Source organism: Streptomyces sp. LMG1-1-1.1 (genome assembly GCF_040815545.1).
In the GTDB taxonomy this organism is placed as follows: domain Bacteria; phylum Actinomycetota; class Actinomycetes; order Streptomycetales; family Streptomycetaceae; genus Streptomyces.
In genome coordinates this window covers 121,609-138,023 of sequence record NZ_JBFPNH010000087.1, presented here as the reverse complement: position 1 = coordinate 138,023, position 16,415 = coordinate 121,609, and the positions used below count along the sequence as shown (strand labels likewise).

Here is a 16,415-nt window from a genome sequence, read left to right as displayed (position 1 = left end):
AGGGTGAACCGGGCCTTCGTCGTGGGTCAGGCCGAGGCCGGGGGGTAGAGGCTGCGGGGCAGCTCGGAGGCGGCTGCGGTGTCGAGGAGCCAGAGGGTGCGGGAGCGGCCGCGGGCGCCCGCGGCGGGGGCTTGGACCTCGCCCGCGCCGGAGAGGGCGATGGCCGCGGCCTTCGCCTTGTCCTCGCCGGCCGCGAGCAGCCAGACCTCCTTGGCGGCCCGGATGGCCGGGAGGGTCAGGGAGACGCGGAGCGGCGGGGGCTTGGGCGCGCCGTGCACACCGACCACCGTGCGCTCGGTCTCACGGACGGCCGGCAGCTCGGGGAAGAGCGAGGCCACGTGCGTGTCGGGGCCGACGCCCAGCATCAGCACGTCGAAGTCCGGCACCGCACCGTGCTCCGCGGCGGCGGCCAACTCCTCCGCGTACGCTGCCGCGGCGGAGTCGACGTCGCCGTACGGGCCGTCCGAGGCGGGCATGGCGTGCACCCGTGCCGGGTCGAGCGGCACCCGGTCGAGCAGTGCCTCGCGCGCCTGGGTGACGTTCCGCTCGGGGTCACCCTCGGGCAGAAAGCGCTCGTCCCCCCACCAGAGGTCGAGCCGCGACCAGTCGACGGCGTCCCGCGCGGGCGCCGAACCGAGCGCCGCGAGCAGGCCGTTGCCGTTGCGGCCGCCGGTCAGCACGACCGAGGCCGAGCCGCGGGTGGCCTGGGCGTCCACGATCCGGGTGATCAGCCGGGCCGCGGCGGCCTGCGCCATCAGCTCCTTGTCGCGGTGGACGACCAGCTGAGGGGTGCTCACTTGGCCGCCGCCTTCTTGGCCGTGGCCTTCTTCGCGGCGGGCTTGGCGGCCGGCTCGGGGGTCTCGACGGCCTCGGCCACGGGGGCCGGTGCCTCGGGGGCGACGATCGCCGCCTCCTCGTCGAGACGCTCGAGACCGTACTTGAGGGCCGTCGCGTAGGTGTCGTCCGGGTCGAGCCGGCGCAGCTCCTCCGCGATCAGCTCGGCCGTCTCGCGGCGCTTCAGCGCCACGGCACGGTCGGGCTGTCCCTGGATGGAGAGCGTGGCCAGCGAGCCGTCCGGCCGGTCGAGGACGATCGGTCCCGTGCTGGTCTCCATGCGGACGGAGGTCAGGCCGGGGCCCGTCGACTTCGAGCGCCGCACGGGCACCTTCAGCCGCTCCGCGAGCCACATCGCGAGCAGTTCGACGCTCGGGTTGAACTCCTCGCCCTCCACCTCGGCGGAGGTGACCTGGCACGCGACCTGGTCGAGCGCGGCGGCGAGCATCGAGCGCCACGGGGTGATGCGGGTCCACGAGAGGTCCGTGTCGCCCGGGGTGTACCGGTCGGCGCGCGCGGACAGTTCCTGGATGGGCTGCTCGGCGGCGTACGTGTCGGTCACCCGGCGCTGGGCGAGGGCGCCCAGCGGGTCGTTCGCCGGGTCGGTCGGCGCGTTCACCGGCCACCAGACGACGACGGGGGCGTCCGGGAGGAGCAGCGGCAGGACCACCGACTGGGCGTGGTCGACGACCTCGCCGTACAGCCGGAGCACCACCGTTTCGCCGGTGCTGGCGTCGGCGCCGAGGCGGACCTCGGCGTCGAGCCGCGCCTTGGCGCGGTCCCGCGGGGAGCGCGAGACCCGCTTGATGACGACGAGCGTCCGCGAGGGGTGCTCGCGGGACGCGTCGTTGGCCGCCTTCAGGGCGTCGTAGGCGTTCTCCTCGTCGGTGACGATCACGAGGGTGAGCACCATGCCGACGGCCGGCGTGCCGATCGCCCGCCGCCCGAGCACCAGCGCCTTGTTGATCTTGGAGGACGTGGTGTCCGTCAGGTCGGTCTTCATGGCCGGCGCCAGCTCCTGCCGTCTCGTGCGAGCATCTCGTCCGCCTCGACCGGACCCCAGGTCCCGGACTGGTACTGCGCGGGCTTGCCGTGCTTGTCCCAGAACTGCTCGATCGGGTCGAGGATCTTCCACGACAGCTCGACCTCCTCGACCCGCGGGAAGAGGTTCGAGTCGCCGAGCAGGACGTCGAGGATGAGCCGCTCGTACGCCTCGGGGCTGGACTCCGTGAAGGACTCGCCGTACGCGAAGTCCATGGACACGTCCCGGATCTCCATCTGGGTGCCGGGCACCTTGGAGCCGAACCGCATCGTCACGCCCTCGTCCGGCTGGACCCGGATGACGATGGCGTTGCGGCCGAGTTCCTCGGTCGCGGTGTGGTCGAAGATGGAGTGCGGGGCGCGCTGGAACACGACCGCGATCTCCGTGACGCGCCGGCCCAGACGCTTGCCGGTGCGCAGGTAGAAGGGGACGCCCGCCCAGCGGCGGTTGTCGATCTCCAGCTTGATGGCCGCGTAGGTGTCGGTCTTCGACTGGGGGTCGATGCCGTCTTCCTGGAGGTAGCCGACGGCCTTCGCGCCGCCCTGCCACCCGGCCGCGTACTGGCCGCGGACCGTGGACGCGCCCAGGTCCTTGGGCAGCTTCACCGCGCCGAGGACCTTGGTCTTCTCGGCGGCCAGCGCGTCGGCGTCGAAGGAGGCGGGCTCCTCCATCGCGGTCAGCGCGAGCAGCTGGAGCAGGTGGTTCTGGATGACGTCGCGGGCCGCGCCGATGCCGTCGTAGTAGCCGGCCCGGCCGCCGATGCCGATGTCCTCGGCCATGGTGATCTGCACGTGGTCGACGTACGACCGGTTCCAGATCGGCTCGAAGAGGGTGTTGGCGAAGCGGAGCGCCAGGATGTTCTGGACGGTCTCCTTGCCGAGGTAGTGGTCGATCCGGAAGACCTCGTCGGGCGGGAAGACCTCGTGGACGACCTCGTTGAGCTCCTTGGCGGAGACCAGGTCGTGGCCGAAGGGCTTCTCGATGACCGCGCGGCGCCAGGAGCCGTCCTTCTGGTCGGCGAGCCCGTGCTTCTTGAGCTGCTGGACGACCTTGGGGAAGAACTTCGGCGGGACCGACAGGTAGAAGGCGAAGTTGCCGCCCGTGCCCTGGGCCTTGTCCAGCTCCTCGATGGTGTCCTTGAGCTGCTCGAAGGCGTCGTCGTCGTCGAAGTCGCCCTGGACGAACCGCATGCCCTGGATCAGCTGCTGCCACACCTCCTCGCGGAACGGGGTGCGCGCGTGCTGCTCGACGGCGTCGTGGACCTCCTGCGCGAAGTCCTCGTCCTGCCACTCGCGCCGGGCGAAGCCGATGAGCGAGAAGCCCGGCGGCAGCAGGCCGCGGTTGGCCAGGTCGTAGACGGCGGGCATCAGCTTCTTACGGGACAAATCGCCCGTGACGCCGAAGATCACCAGACCCGACGGCCCCGCGATGCGCGGGAGCCGTCGGTCTGCGGCGTCACGGAGCGGGTTGGCTCCGTGGACTGCGCTCAAAGTGCTTACGCCTCCGAAGGTGCGAGGCGCGAGAGCTCCGCCTCGGTGGACTTGAGAAGGTCGTTCCAGGACGCCTCGAACTTCTCGACGCCCTCGTCCTCCAGGAGCTGGACGACGTCGTCGTAGGCGATGCCCAGCTTCTCGACGGCCGCGAGCTCGGCACGCGACTGGTCGTAGGTGCCGCGCACGGTGTCACCGGAGACCACGCCGTGGTCCGCGGTGGCCTCCAGGGTGGCCTCCGGCATGGTGTTGACGGTGCCCGGGGCGACCAGGTCCACGACGTACAGGGTGTCCTTGTACGCCGGGTCCTTGACGCCGGTCGAGGCCCACAGCGGACGCTGCTTGTTGGCCTGCGCCTTGTCGAGGGCGACCCAGCGCTCCGAGGAGAAGACCTCCTCGTACGCCTCGTAGGCCAGGCGGGCGTTGGCCAGCGCGGCCTTGCCCTTCAGCGCCTTGGCCTCGTCGGTGCCGATGCCGTCCAGGCGCTTGTCGATCTCCGAGTCCACGCGGGAGACGAAGAAGGAGGCCACCGAGTGGATCTTCGAGAGGTCGAGGCCGCGCTCGCGGGCCTTCTCGAGACCCGCCAGGTAGGCGTCCATGACGGCGCGGTAGCGCTCCAGCGAGAAGATCAGCGTCACGTTGACGCTGATGCCGAGGCCGATGACCTCGGTGATCGCCGGCAGACCCGCCTTGGTGGCCGGGATCTTGATGAGCGTGTTGGGGCGGTCCACCAGCCAGGCCAGCTGCTTGGCCTCGGCGATGGTGGGGGCCGTCTCGTGGGCGAGACGGGGGTCGACCTCGATGGAGACCCGGCCGTCCTGGCCGTCGGTCGCCTCGAAGACCGGCCGCAGGATGTCGGCGGCGTCGCGGACGTCCGCCGTCGTGATCATGCGGATGGCCTCGTCGACGGTCACCTTGCGGGCGGCGAGGTCGGCGAGCTGCTGCTCGTAACCGTCACCCGACGAGATGGCCTTCTGGAAGATCGACGGGTTCGTGGTCACACCGACCACGTGGCTCTGGTCGATGAGCTCGGCCAGGTTGCCGGACGTGATCCGCTTGCGCGAGAGGTCGTCCAGCCAGATCGCGACGCCTTCGTCGGAGAGGCGCTTGAGAGCGTCTGTCATGAGAGTTGCATCTCCAATAAGTCGTACGTATGGGCGTCAGCGCGCGGCGGCGTCGATCGATTCCCGGGCGGCGGCGACGATCGCCTCGGGGGTGAACCCGAACTCGCGGAAGAGGACCTTCGCGTCCGCCGAGGCACCGAAGTGCTCCAGGGAGACGATCCGGCCGGCGTCGCCGACGTACTTGTGCCAGGTGAGACCGATGCCCGCCTCGACGGCGACCCGGGCCTTGACCGACGGCGGCAGGACCGAGTCCTTGTACGCCTGGTCCTGCTCCTCGAACCACTCCACGGACGGCATCGAGACCACCCGGGTCGGGACGCCGGCGGCCTGGAGCTGCTCGCGGGCCTCGACGGCCAGGTGCACCTCGGAGCCCGTGCCGATCAGCACGACCTGGGCGTCGCCGCCCTCGGCGTCGAAGAGCACGTAGCCGCCCTTGACGGTGTCCTCGTTCGGCGCGTACGTCGGCACGCCCTGGCGGGTGAGCGCGAGGCCGTGCGGGGCGCCCTTGCCGAAGACCTTGGTGTGGCGCTGCATGATCTCGCGCCAGGCGATGGCCGTCTCGTTGGCGTCGGCCGGGCGGACCACGTTCAGACCCGGGATCGCGCGCAGCGAGGCCAGGTGCTCCACCGGCTGGTGCGTCGGGCCGTCCTCGCCCAGACCGATCGAGTCGTGGGTCCAGACGTACGTCACGGGCAGGTGCATCAGCGCGGACAGACGCACGGCGTTGCGCATGTAGTCGGAGAACACCAGGAAGGTGCCGCCGTAGATGCGCGTGTTGCCGTGCAGCGCGATGCCGTTCATCTCCGCGGCCATGGAGTGCTCGCGGATGCCGAAGTGGATCGTGCGGCCGTACTTGTCGGCCTCCGGCAGCGGGTTGCCCTCGGGCAGGAACGACGAGTTCTTGTCGATCGTCGTGTTGTTCGAGCCGGCGAGGTCGGCCGAGCCGCCCCACAGCTCCGGGATGACCGCGCCGAGCGCCTTGAGGACCTGGCCCGAGGCGGCACGGGTGGCGACACCCTTGCCCGGCTCGAAGACCGGGAGCTTCTCGGCCCAGCCGGCCGGCAGCTCGTTGGCCTCGATGCGGTCGAACTCGGCGGCGCGCTCCGGGTTGGCCGTACGCCATTCGGCGAGCGACTTGTCCCAGGCGGCGCGGGCCTCGCGGCCGCGGTCGCCGAGCGACCGGGTGTGCGCGATGACCTCGTCGGAGACCTCGAAGGTCTGCTCCGGGTCGAAGCCGAGGACGCGCTTGGTGGCCGCGATCTCCTCGTCGCCGAGCGCCGAGCCGTGCGCGGCCTCGGTGTTCTGCGCGTTCGGGGCGGGCCAGGCGATGATCGAGCGCATCGCGATGAAGGACGGGCGCTCGGTCTCGGCCTCGGCGGCCTTGATCGCCGCGTACAGCGCGGCCGGGTCCAGGTCGCCGTTGGCCTGCGGCTCGACGCGCTGGACGTGCCAGCCGTACGCCTCGTACCGCTTCATCGTGTCCTCGGACACGGCCGTCTCGGTGTCGCCCTCGATCGAGATGTGGTTGTCGTCCCACAGCAGGATCAGGTTGCCGAGCTTCTGGTGGCCGGCGAGCGAGGACGCCTCCGCGGAGATGCCCTCCTGCAGGCAGCCGTCACCGGCGATCGCGTAGATGCGGTGGTCGAACGGGGAGGTGCCGGTGGCGGCCTCCGGGTCGAACAGACCGCGCTCGTAGCGGGCGGCCATGGCCATGCCCACGGCGTTGGCGACACCCTGGCCCAGGGGACCCGTGGTGGTCTCGACGCCGGCGGTGTGGCCGTACTCCGGGTGACCGGGGGTCTTCGAGCCCCAGGTGCGGAAGCTCTTCAGGTCGTCCAGCTCAAGACCGAAGCCACCCAGGTAGAGCTGGGTGTACAGGGTCAGGGACGAGTGGCCCGCGGAGAGGACGAACCGGTCGCGCCCGACCCACTCGGGGTCGGCCGGGTCGTGTCGCATCACCTTCTGGAAGAGGGTGTACGCGGCGGGCGCCAGGCTCATCGCCGTACCGGGATGGCCGTTGCCGACCTTCTGTACGGCGTCCGCGGCCAGGATGCGGGCGGTGTCGACGGCCCGCTGGTCCAACTCGGTCCACTCGAGGTCTGTGGTGGTCGGCTTAGTGCTCACCCTGGGTCAGGGCTCCTCTCCACATGTCTTGGGCCGGTGACTGAGGGTGTACCGGCGATGTCGAGCCTACCCCCGCCGGAACGCCCTCTTTTCGTGTGCACGCCCCTCAAATGAGCGGACACAGCAAGACTGCCGCCGGGCGTGAGAGTTCGCCTCCCGAACGGCGTCCACCCCTTGGGACGTACCCCTCCAACACGACCCCACCCCCGCGAAGATCGGCGTCTGGGCAACGTCTACAGTGGCGTGGTACGCGCAAGCTTCACCCCGCCTTCATTCGGGGAGCTTGCTGGGAATTTCTCTGTCAGGGGTGTGCGTGACGGCCGTCGAGTCCCGACCCGCAGGGGTCGTCTTGACTCCCAGCCCGGGGGGCCATCGGCCGTTCGGGGCCCGCGTCAAGGCATTCGTGGCGCTGACCAAGCCGCGGATCATCGAGCTTCTGCTCATCACCACCGTCCCGGTGATGTTCCTCGCCGAGCAGGGCGTGCCCGACCTGTGGCTGGTGCTCGCCACCTGCTTCGGCGGCTACCTGTCGGCGGGCGGCGCGAACGCGCTGAACATGTACATCGACCGCGACATCGACGCGCTGATGGACCGGACCTCCCAGCGGCCGCTGGTCACCGGCGTGCTCACCCCGCGCGAGGGACTGGTCTTCGGCCTCACCCTCGCCGTGGTCTCCACGCTCTGGTTCGGCCTGCTCGTCAACTGGCTCTCCGCCGCGCTCTCGCTGAGCGCCCTCCTCTTCTACGTCGTGATCTACACGATGATCCTGAAGCGGCGCACCGCCCAGAACATCGTCTGGGGCGGCATCGCGGGCTGCCTGCCGGTCCTCATCGGCTGGTCGGCCGTCACGAACTCGATGTCGTGGGCCGCGGTCATCCTCTTCCTCGTCATCTTCTTCTGGACGCCGCCGCACTACTGGCCGCTGTCGATGAAGGTGAAGGACGACTACGCACGCGCGGGCGTGCCGATGCTGCCGGTGCTCGCCTCCAACAAGGTCGTCGCCAAGCAGATCGTGCTCTACAGCTGGGTCATGGTCGCCGTCTCGCTGCTGCTCACCCCGCTGGGCTACACGGGCTGGTTCTACACCGCCGTGGCGCTGCTCACCGGCGGCTGGTGGCTCTGGGAGGCGCACGCCCTGCTCAACCGCGCCAAGAACGGCGCCACCGGCGCCAAGCTCAAGGAGATGCGCCTCTTCCACTGGTCCATCACCTACGTCTCGCTGCTCTTCGTGGCGGTCGCGGTGGACCCGTTCCTGCGCTAGCGCGCTCCGCTCGTTTGAGATGTCCGGTCGGCGGCCGGGTCACGTGGGATAGGCCACGTGGCCCGGCCGTCGCCACTGGATCTACCCCTCGGTAGCATCGCTTTCATGGCAGAAACGAAGCAGGCAGAGCGCAAGGCGGCCAAGCTCGCCAAGGAGATCCAGGCCTTCTCCAAGGAGCACGGCGGCTCCGAGGGACACCTCGCGCACATCGGCCAGGCCGGCACCCGGATCGTCCTCGTCGGCACCGACGGCGGCTGGGGCGACCTGGTGGCGCCGACCTACGAGGTCGCGCGGCAGGCCGCCGAGAAGGCCGGCCTGACCCTCCACGAGGAGTTCGACGGCGAGTTCGCCGCCAAGGTCGAGACCGGCCCGTACGAGTGGACCCGGATGGCCGGTATCCAGATCGGCGGACCCTCCAACAGCTGAGGCAACAACCTCGCGCGGGGCTCACCCGTTAGGACGTGTGGAGACACGTCCACACAGGGAGCCCCCCGAGATGATCGACACGCCGGGTCTGGTCGACCACCACTGCCACGGGGTGCTCCGTACCGAGCTCGGCCTCGGCACCTTCGAGGCCCGGCTCGGCGCCCATCTCGGCGGCACCGCCGTGCTGCCCGCCGCCGGCACCACCTTCTTCGACACCCAGACCGGGTTCGCCGTACGCCGCTGGTGCCCGCCGCTGCTCGGCCTCGAACCGCACTGCCCGCCCGCGCGCTACCTCGCCCGGCGCCGCGAACTCGGCGCCGTCGAAGCGGGCCGCCGGCTCCTGCGCGCCTCCGGGATCGCCACCTACCTGGTCGACACCGGGCGGCCCGGTGACCTCACGGGACCGGCGGAGATCGCCGCCGCGGGCGCCGCCGAGGCCCACGAGATCGTCCGCCTCGAACCCCTCGCCGAACGGATCGCCGACACCTCGGGGAGCGTCGAGGCCTTCCTCGCCCACCTCTCCGAGGCCGTTCACGCCGCCGCCGCCCACGCCGTGGCCTTCGCCTCCGGGACGGGCGTACGCCGGGGGCTCGCGCACACGCCCGAACCGCCGGGCCCCGGCGAGGTGCGCGGCGCCGCAGGACGCTGGTTGGCCGGACGCGCCGCCGGAGACCGCCTCACCGAACCCGTCCTGCTGCGCCACCTGCTCTGGCTCGCCGTCGCCACCGGGCGCCCCCTCCAGCTGCACACCGGCGACCGGGACCCGTCCGTCGTCGACGGCTTCGCCGCCGCCACCGCGGGGCTCGGCGCCGGCCTCGTGCTGCTGCACGCGTACCCGTACCACCGGGAGGCGGCGCGGCTGACCGGCGTCCACGCGCACGTGTACGCGGATCTCGGCCCCGTCCTCGCCCACACCGGGGCCAGGGCGGCGGCCGTGCTCGCCGAGGTCCTGGAACGGGCGCCGTTCGGCAAGCTGCTCTTCTCCAGCGGCGCCCACGCGCTGCCCGAACTCCACGTGGTCGCCGCGAGCGCCTTCCGCTCCGCGCTCTCCCGGGTGCTCGGCGAATGGGTCGCCGACGGCGCCTGGTGCCGTACGGACGCCCAGCGCGTCGCCGGCATGATCGCCGCGGACAACGCCCGCCGCGTCTACCGGCTCGGCCCCGCTGTCAGTGCCCGTTGGTAGCGTGCGCGGCAGATGGAAACGATCATGGGGGAGGCGGCAGCCATGGGAGAGACGACCGTGCACGAGGTCGACGGGGCGAGGATCGAGCGGGCGCTCGACGGCATCAGGCGACGGACCTTCGGCCGCTGGCACGACCTCCGGTACGGCAGCGGCATGTCCCTGACCGGCCTCGGGGAGGCCCGCGACGAACTCCTCGACCACGTCGGGGCCCGCACCCTGGAGGACCCCGCGCTCGCCGCGGACCCGTCCCGCGCGGCGCTGCTCACCGCCGCCGAGTGCGCCCTCGGCGTCCTGGGCATCGGCTGCTTCCCCGACGGCGACTGGGACGTCCCGCTGCCCCTCGCCGGGGAGACCCTGAGCAGCGAGGACCAGCTCTTCGACGAGGGCGGGGACCGGGGGCACCGGGTGCCCACCGCGCGCACCTGGGTGGACGCGTTCGCCCTCTGCCTGATCAGCGGGCTCGCCTGGGAGCGCCGACGGGTGATCGGGCCGCTGCTCCACGAGGACTACGCGCCCGCGATCCGCTCCGGCGTGCCGTACTCGCGCTTCGACTCGGTCTCGGAGCCGGCGGACCTCGCCGAGATGGACGCCCTGTGCGCCTACCTGACGGTGGAGCACGGCCCGATCCCCGGCGCCGTGCCCGGCGAGGTACCGGTGCGCAGGCCCGGTGCGGAGGAGCTGGCGGCCGCGGCGGCGCGGCTCGACGCGGCCGGGGCTCTGAGCCCGGACCAGCGGCTGCTGCGCGTCCTGCTCGACGACGACCGGGAGGCCTTCGACCGGGCCCTCGTGGAGCGGCTCGACGCGCACCGGGCGGGCGTCGGCGCCGATCCCGAGCCGAGGAGCCTGCTGCCGGTGGTGACCGTCGCCCTGGCGGCCCTCGCCCACCTGGCGCACGGCTGGGAGCCCGCCGTCCGCTCCGGCTACCTGCCGGGGACGCTGCTCGGCGCGCCGGTGTCCGCATAGCCGGACCGCCCGGACCCCCGCCGGCGGGGGTCCGGGCGGTCCGGGGTGTTCTCAGGCGCTCGCGAGCGCGGAGTCGGTCTGGGCCGGGATCTCCGGGGTGGGGACCGGGCGCTCGCGCATGCTCAGGGCGAGCCGCACCACCGCGATCCACATCAGCGAGGAGCCGAGCATGTGGACGGCGACGAGCAGTTCGGGGACGCCGGTGAAGTACTGGACGTAGCCGATGGCGCCCTGGGCGAGCAGCACGACCAGCAGGTCACGGGCGCGGGCCCGGGTGTCGTCCGGGGCGTCCACCACGCGCAGGACCAGCCACATGGCGAGCGCCAGCGCGCAGACGACCCAGGCGGCGATCGCGTGGACGTGGGCGGCGTTCGTCCAGTCCCACGGCATGCGCGGGACGTCGCTGCTGTCGCCGGCGTGCTTGCCGGCGCCGGTCACCGTCGTGCCGAGCACGATCAGCAGACCCGCGGTGACGGTGATCGCCCAGGACAGCTTGCGGACCGGGCGCGGCACGCGCGGCCGGGCGGCGGTGTCGCCCTCGCCGGCCCGGTGCCAGGTGATGACCGCCACGGTGAGCAGCGAGTTCGCGGCCAGGAAGTGGCCGGCCACCGTCCACGGGTTGAGGCCCATCCACACCGTGATCCCGCCGATCACGGCGTTGCTCATCACGATCCAGAACTGCGCCCACGCCCAGCGGGTCAGGTTCCGGCGCCACGGCTTGGTGGACCGGGCGGCGACGATCGCCCAGCCGACGGCCGCCGACAGGACGTACGTCAGCATCCGGTTGCCGAACTCGATGGCACCGCGGTAGCCCTGCTCGGGCGTCACGATCAGGCTGTCGTCGGTGCACTTCGGCCAGGTGTCGCAGCCGAGACCGGAACCGGTCAGCCGGACCGCGCCACCCGTGACGATGATCAGGACGCTCATCACGACGGCGGCGAGTGCGGCGCGCCGGAGCGTCCGGGGGGACGGCGTCCAGCGCCGGGCGATGGAGGCGAGGGGGGTCAGCACGGGCCCCATCGTAGGACGGGGCTTGTGCACGCTTTCACGAGGGGGTGCCTTGTCGGGAAACGTCACCCTCTGAGCCGGTTCGGCTACTCCCAGCGGAAGAACTTCGCCGCCGCCCCGAGGCCGAGGACGGCCCAGACCGCCAGCACCAGCGCGTCGCCCCACGGCATCGCCGCGCCGTTCTGGAGGACGTCCCGCAGGCCGTCCGAGAGGGCGGAGATCGGGAGCAGCTCCAGGACCGAGCGGGCCGGCTCGGGGAACCTGTCCAGCGGCACGATGACCCCGCCGCCCACCAGGAGCAGCAGGAAGACCAGGTTGGCGGCGGCCAGCGTGGCCTCCGCCTTGAGCGTGCCCGCCATCAGCAGGCCGAGGCCCGAGAAGGCGGCCGTGCCGAGGACCAGGAGCAGCAGGACCGAGAACGGGTTCCCGTGCGGCGACCAGCCGAGGGCCAGGGCGATCGTCGTGAGCAGCGCGACCTGGAGGACCTCGGTGACGAGGACGGCGAGCGTCTTGGCGGTCATCAGCGCCCAGCGGGGGAGCGGTGAGGCGCCCAGCCGCTTGAGCACCCCATACCGCCGTTCGAAGCCGGTGGCGATGGCCTGGCCGGTGAAGGCGGTGGAGAGCACGGCGAGCGCGAGGACGCCGGGGGCGAGGAAGTCGACGGCCTCGCCGGCGCCGGTGTCGACGATGTCGACGGTGGAGAACAGCACCAGGAGCAGCGACGGGATGATCACCGTGAGCAGCAGCTGCTCGCCGTTGCGCAGCAGCATCCGGGTCTCCAGGGCCGTCTGCGCCGCGATCATGCGGCCGACGGGCGCCGCGCCGGGCTTGGGGGCGTAGGTGCCCGTGCTCATGACCGCAGTTCCTTGCCTGTGAGCTCGAGGAAGACGTCTTCGAGGGTGTGGCGCTCGACGGAGATGCCGTCGGGCATGACGCCGTGCTGGGCGCACCAGCTGGTGACCGTGGCGAGCAGCTGCGGGTCGACGGAGCCGGTGATCCGGTACGTGCCGGGGAGCGGTTCCGACGCGGCGGTGCCGTCGGGCAGGGCCTTGAGCAGGGAGACGAGGTCGAGCCCGGGGCGGCCGGTGAAGCGCAGGGTGTTCTCGGCGCCGCCGCGGCACAGCTCCTCGGGGCTGCCCTGGGCGGCGACCCGGCCGGCGTCGATGATGGCGACGTCGTCGGCGAGGTCCTCCGCCTCCTGCATGAAGTGGGTGGTGAGGACCACGCTCACCCCATCGGCCCTGAGCTCGCGCACGAGATCCCAGGTGGCGCGCCGGGCCTGCGGGTCGAGCCCGGCGGTCGGCTCGTCGAGGAAGACCAGTTCGGGGCGGCCGACGACGGCCATGGCGAGCGCGAGGCGCTGCTGCTGGCCGCCGGAGAGGCGCCGGTAGGTGGTGCGGCCGCAGGATCCGAGGCCGAGGCGCTCGATCAGGGCGTCGACGTCGAGGGGGTGGGCGTGCAGCTTCGCCATGTGGCGGAGCATCTCGTCGGCGCGGGCGCCGGAGTAGACGCCGCCCGACTGGAGCATCACGCCGATCCGGGGGCGCAGCGCGGCCGCGTCGGCGACCGGGTCGAGCCCGAGGACGCGGACGGTGCCGCCGTCCGGCCGCCGGTATCCCTCGCAGGTCTCGATGGTGGTGGTCTTGCCGGCCCCGTTGGGGCCGAGGACGGCGGTGACGGTGCCGGCCCGCACGTCGAGGTCCAGGCCGTCGACGGCGGTCTTGCTTCCGTACCGCTTGACCAGGCCACGTACCTGGACGACGGACTCGTGTGACATGCCGGGAAGTCTAAGGACCTCTCGGGCGGGCACGGGCCGCGCCCCCGGTTTCCGGCCGCCGCCCGCCCGGCGGGTGAGCCGCGGCGCACGGGGAAGGGGCGGCGTATGCCCGTGTACATCGGCACCTCCGGATGGCAGTACCGGGACTGGCGCGGGGTCCTCTATCGCGAGGGGCTGCCGCAGCGGCTCTGGCTGGAGGAGTACGCGCGCTCGTTCGCGACGGTGGAGAACAACAACGCCTTCTACCGGCTGCCCGAGCGCCACACCTTCGCCGCGTGGCGGGAGCGGACGCCCGACGGCTTCGTCATGGCGGTGAAGGCCAGCCGCTTCCTGACCCACGTCAAGCGCCTGAAGGACCCCGAGGAGCCCGTGGCGCGGCTGATGGGGCGGGCCGACGCGCTGGGCGACCGGCTCGGCCCCGTCCTGCTCCAGCTGCCTCCGACGCTGCGCGCCGACGCGGGGGTCCTGGACGCGGTGCTCGCGTGCTTCCCGGCCGGGGTGCGGGTGGCGGTCGAGCCGCGGCACGCGTCGTGGTGGACGGACGAGGTCGCCGGGGTCCTGAGGGACCGGGGGGCCGCCCTGTGCTGGGCTGACCGCGGCTCGCGGCCGGTGACGCCGCTGTGGCGGACGGCGGACTGGGGGTACGTGCGCTTCCACGAGGGCCGTGCCCGGCCGTGGCCCCGATACGGCCGGCAGGCGCTCGTGACCTGGGCGGACCGGATCGCCGCGGCCTGGGTGGAGGGGGCGGACGTGTTCGCCTTCTTCAACAACGACCCGGGTGGCGCGGCCGTCCGGGACGCGGAAATCTTCGCGCGTCGGGTGCGGTCGCGAGGGCTGACTCCGGTCCGGCCGCGGGCCCGGGCCGACCCTGCGGCGGGCGCCCGGACCTCCGCTCATTCGTCCTACGAATGATCGTTCTCGCAGGTCAGGTAAGCCTTACCTGAGTGATGCACGGCACCGCGGTCGGTTCGGGCGCGGCTTGTCAGTCCCTGATTAATTACGCAACAATGGCGTTGTGAAAAACGTTGGCGCGGCTCCGGTGGAGGAACTCGCGACCCGAGAGCGTTCGACGCGCAACCGGGTCGCGCGGTCGATCCTGGACCACGGTCCCTCGACCGTCGCCGATCTGGCCGAGCGGCTCCGCCTCACCCAGGCCGCCGTCCGTCGCCACCTCGACTCGCTGGTCGCCGAGAACGTCGTCGAAGCCCGGGAGAAGCGGGTCTACGGGACCCGCGCCCGCGGTCGCCCGGCGAAGGTCTTCGCGCTCACCGACGGTGGCCGCGACGCCTTCGACCAGTCGTACGACTCCCTCGCCGTCGAGGCGCTCCGCTGGATCGAGCGCAACGCCGGAGGGGAGGCGGCCGTCGCGGCCTTCGCCCGCGACCGGATCGAGGCCCAGGCGGGCGCCTACCGCGAGGCCGTCGAATCGGCCGAGCCGGCGCAGCGGACCGAGGCGCTCGCCAAGGCCCTGAGTGCGGACGGGTACGCTGCCACTGCGCGGAACGCGCCGGTCGGCGAGCAGCTCTGCCAGCACCACTGCCCGGTCGCCCACGTCGCCGAGCAGTATCCCCAGCTGTGTGAGGCGGAGACGGAATTCTTCTCCCGCCTCCTGGGAACGCACGTCCAGCGTCTGGCCACCATCGCGCATGGTGACGGCGTCTGCACCACGTTCATCCCGCACGGCGCCCCACAGACCACCGCATCACCATCTGTCAGCACGGCCGGGAGGAACCCCGCATGACCACCGAGATCAGCCACCCCGAGCTCGAGGGCCTGGGTCGGTACGAGTACGGCTGGGCCGACTCCGACGCGGCCGGTGCCACCGCCAAGCGCGGACTCAACGAGGACGTCGTCCGCGACATCTCCTCCAAGAAGAACGAGCCCGAGTGGATGCTGAAGCTCCGTCTCAAGGGTCTGCGGCTCTTCGGCAAGAAGCCCATGCCGACCTGGGGCTCGGACCTCTCCGGCATCGACTTCGACAACATCAAGTACTTCGTGCGGTCCACCGAGAAGCAGGCCGAGTCCTGGGAGGACCTGCCGGAGGACATCAAGAACACGTACGACAAGCTCGGCATCCCGGAGGCGGAGAAGCAGCGCCTCGTCGCCGGTGTCGCGGCCCAGTACGAGTCCGAGGTCGTCTACCACCAGATCCGCGAGGACCTGGAGGAGCAGGGCGTCATCTTCGTCGACACCGACACCGCGCTGAAGGAGCACGAGGAACTCTTCCGCGAGTACTTCGGCACCGTCATCCCGGTCGGCGACAACAAGTTCGCCTCCCTGAACACCGCCGTCTGGTCCGGCGGCTCGTTCATCTACGTGCCGAAGGGCGTGCACGTCGAGATCCCGCTCCAGGCCTACTTCCGCATCAACACGGAGAACATGGGCCAGTTCGAGCGGACGCTGATCATCGTCGACGAGGACGCCTACGTCCACTACGTCGAGGGCTGCACCGCCCCGATCTACTCCTCGGACTCGCTGCACAGCGCCGTGGTCGAGATCATCGTCAAGAAGGGCGGCCGCTGCCGCTACACGACCATCCAGAACTGGTCGAACAACGTCTACAACCTGGTGACCAAGCGCGCCGTCGCCTACGAGGGCGCCACCATGGAGTGGGTCGACGGCAACATCGGCTCCAAGGTCACCATGAAGTACCCGGCCGTCTACCTGATGGGCGAGCACGCCAAGGGCGAGACCCTCTCCATCGCCTTCGCGGGCGAGGGCCAGCACCAGGACGCCGGCGCCAAGATGGTCCACATGGCCCCGAACACCTCCTCCAACATCGTCTCCAAGTCGGTGGCGCGAGGCGGCGGCCGCACCTCCTACCGCGGTCTCATCGAGATCGGCGAGGGTGCCCCCGGCGCCAAGTCCAACGTGCTCTGCGACGCGCTGCTCGTCGACACCATCTCCCGCTCGGACACGTACCCCTACGTGGACGTGCGCGAGGACGACGTCTCCATGGGCCACGAGGCCACCGTCTCCAAGGTCTCCGAGGACCAGCTCTTCTACCTCATGAGCCGCGGCCTCACCGAGTTCGAGGCGATGGCGATGATCGTTCGAGGCTTCGTCGAGCCGATCGCCAAGGAGCTGCCGATGGAGTACGCCCTGGAGCTCAACCGGCTGATCGAGCTGCAGATGGAAGGCGCGGTCGGCTAAGAGCCCGCCCCACCCACGCAGCGACTGATT

General features: G+C 71.5%; 15 protein-coding genes. 7 read left to right on the top strand and 8 right to left on the bottom strand.

The genetic code is table 11. The features are described from left to right. Positions 1–26 precede the first annotated feature (26 nt). Genes pgl through tkt form a run of 5 tightly spaced genes read right to left on the bottom strand, consistent with a single transcriptional unit; the run spans position 27 to position 6,614 of the window. Positions 27–797, bottom strand: coding sequence for a 6-phosphogluconolactonase (pgl, locus tag MRBLMG1_RS35680; RefSeq protein WP_367828314.1), 771 nt, complete (start codon positions 795–797; stop codon positions 27–29). Further along, complete coding sequence (gene opcA / locus MRBLMG1_RS35675; RefSeq protein WP_367828313.1) at positions 794–1,837, bottom strand: glucose-6-phosphate dehydrogenase assembly protein OpcA; 1,044 nt, start codon at positions 1,835–1,837, stop codon at positions 794–796. Before opcA ends, pgl begins: the two co-directional genes overlap by 4 nt. Beyond that, positions 1,834–3,366 (bottom strand): glucose-6-phosphate dehydrogenase, encoded by a 1,533-nt coding sequence (zwf, locus tag MRBLMG1_RS35670; protein ID WP_367828312.1) that lies wholly within the window; start codon positions 3,364–3,366, stop codon positions 1,834–1,836. The genes opcA and zwf overlap by 4 nt, the downstream gene beginning before the upstream one ends. 5 nt (positions 3,367–3,371) lie before the next feature. Beyond that, on the bottom strand, positions 3,372–4,490 hold the full coding sequence (gene tal / locus MRBLMG1_RS35665; RefSeq protein ID WP_367828311.1) for a transaldolase: 1,119 nt from the start codon (positions 4,488–4,490) through the stop codon (positions 3,372–3,374). Positions 4,491–4,526: 36 nt separating this feature from the next. Continuing rightward, positions 4,527–6,614 (bottom strand): transketolase, encoded by a 2,088-nt coding sequence (gene tkt / locus MRBLMG1_RS35660; protein WP_367828310.1) that lies wholly within the window; start codon positions 6,612–6,614, stop codon positions 4,527–4,529. A 313-nt stretch (positions 6,615–6,927) separates the two neighbouring features. Here tkt and MRBLMG1_RS35655 point away from each other — a divergent pair, with 313 nt between their 5' ends. From MRBLMG1_RS35655 to MRBLMG1_RS35640, 4 genes are all read left to right on the top strand, one after another. Continuing rightward, complete coding sequence (locus MRBLMG1_RS35655) at positions 6,928–7,875, top strand: heme o synthase (protein WP_367828309.1); 948 nt, start codon at positions 6,928–6,930, stop codon at positions 7,873–7,875. A gap of 105 nt (positions 7,876–7,980) precedes the next feature. Next, on the top strand, positions 7,981–8,301 hold the full coding sequence (locus tag MRBLMG1_RS35650) for a hypothetical protein (RefSeq protein ID WP_367828308.1): 321 nt from the start codon (positions 7,981–7,983) through the stop codon (positions 8,299–8,301). A 70-nt stretch (positions 8,302–8,371) separates the two neighbouring features. Beyond that, positions 8,372–9,484, top strand: coding sequence for an amidohydrolase (locus MRBLMG1_RS35645; RefSeq protein ID WP_367828307.1), 1,113 nt, complete (start codon positions 8,372–8,374; stop codon positions 9,482–9,484). A gap of 42 nt (positions 9,485–9,526) precedes the next feature. Next, entirely contained in the window at positions 9,527–10,447 is a 921-nt protein-coding gene (locus MRBLMG1_RS35640; protein WP_367828306.1) for an immunity 49 family protein, read from the top strand. A gap of 51 nt (positions 10,448–10,498) precedes the next feature. On the opposite strand, the gene MRBLMG1_RS35635 is transcribed toward MRBLMG1_RS35640, so the two are convergent. The 3 genes from MRBLMG1_RS35635 to MRBLMG1_RS35625 all read right to left on the bottom strand — a co-directional run bounded on the left by MRBLMG1_RS35635 (position 10,499) and on the right by MRBLMG1_RS35625 (position 13,232). After that, positions 10,499–11,467 (bottom strand): COX15/CtaA family protein, encoded by a 969-nt coding sequence (locus MRBLMG1_RS35635; RefSeq protein ID WP_367828305.1) that lies wholly within the window; start codon positions 11,465–11,467, stop codon positions 10,499–10,501. A 74-nt stretch (positions 11,468–11,541) separates the two neighbouring features. After that, on the bottom strand, positions 11,542–12,309 hold the full coding sequence (locus MRBLMG1_RS35630) for an ABC transporter permease (protein WP_367828304.1): 768 nt from the start codon (positions 12,307–12,309) through the stop codon (positions 11,542–11,544). After that, positions 12,306–13,232, bottom strand: coding sequence for an ABC transporter ATP-binding protein (locus MRBLMG1_RS35625; protein WP_367828303.1), 927 nt, complete (start codon positions 13,230–13,232; stop codon positions 12,306–12,308). The genes MRBLMG1_RS35630 and MRBLMG1_RS35625 overlap by 4 nt, the downstream gene beginning before the upstream one ends. Before the next feature lie 105 nt (positions 13,233–13,337). On the opposite strand from MRBLMG1_RS35625, the gene MRBLMG1_RS35620 reads away from it, so the two are divergent. The 3 genes from MRBLMG1_RS35620 (at position 13,338) to sufB (ending at position 16,385) form a co-directional block, all read left to right on the top strand. After that, on the top strand, positions 13,338–14,144 hold the full coding sequence (locus tag MRBLMG1_RS35620; protein ID WP_367828302.1) for a DUF72 domain-containing protein: 807 nt from the start codon (positions 13,338–13,340) through the stop codon (positions 14,142–14,144). A gap of 103 nt (positions 14,145–14,247) precedes the next feature. Further along, positions 14,248–14,973, top strand: a complete 726-nt coding sequence (locus tag MRBLMG1_RS35615; RefSeq protein ID WP_367828301.1) for a helix-turn-helix transcriptional regulator — start codon at positions 14,248–14,250, stop codon at positions 14,971–14,973. Further along, a complete protein-coding gene (sufB, locus tag MRBLMG1_RS35610) occupies positions 14,970–16,385 on the top strand; it encodes a Fe-S cluster assembly protein SufB (protein ID WP_367828300.1) in 1,416 nt (471 codons plus the stop codon). The genes MRBLMG1_RS35615 and sufB overlap by 4 nt, the downstream gene beginning before the upstream one ends. Positions 16,386–16,415 lie beyond the last annotated feature (30 nt).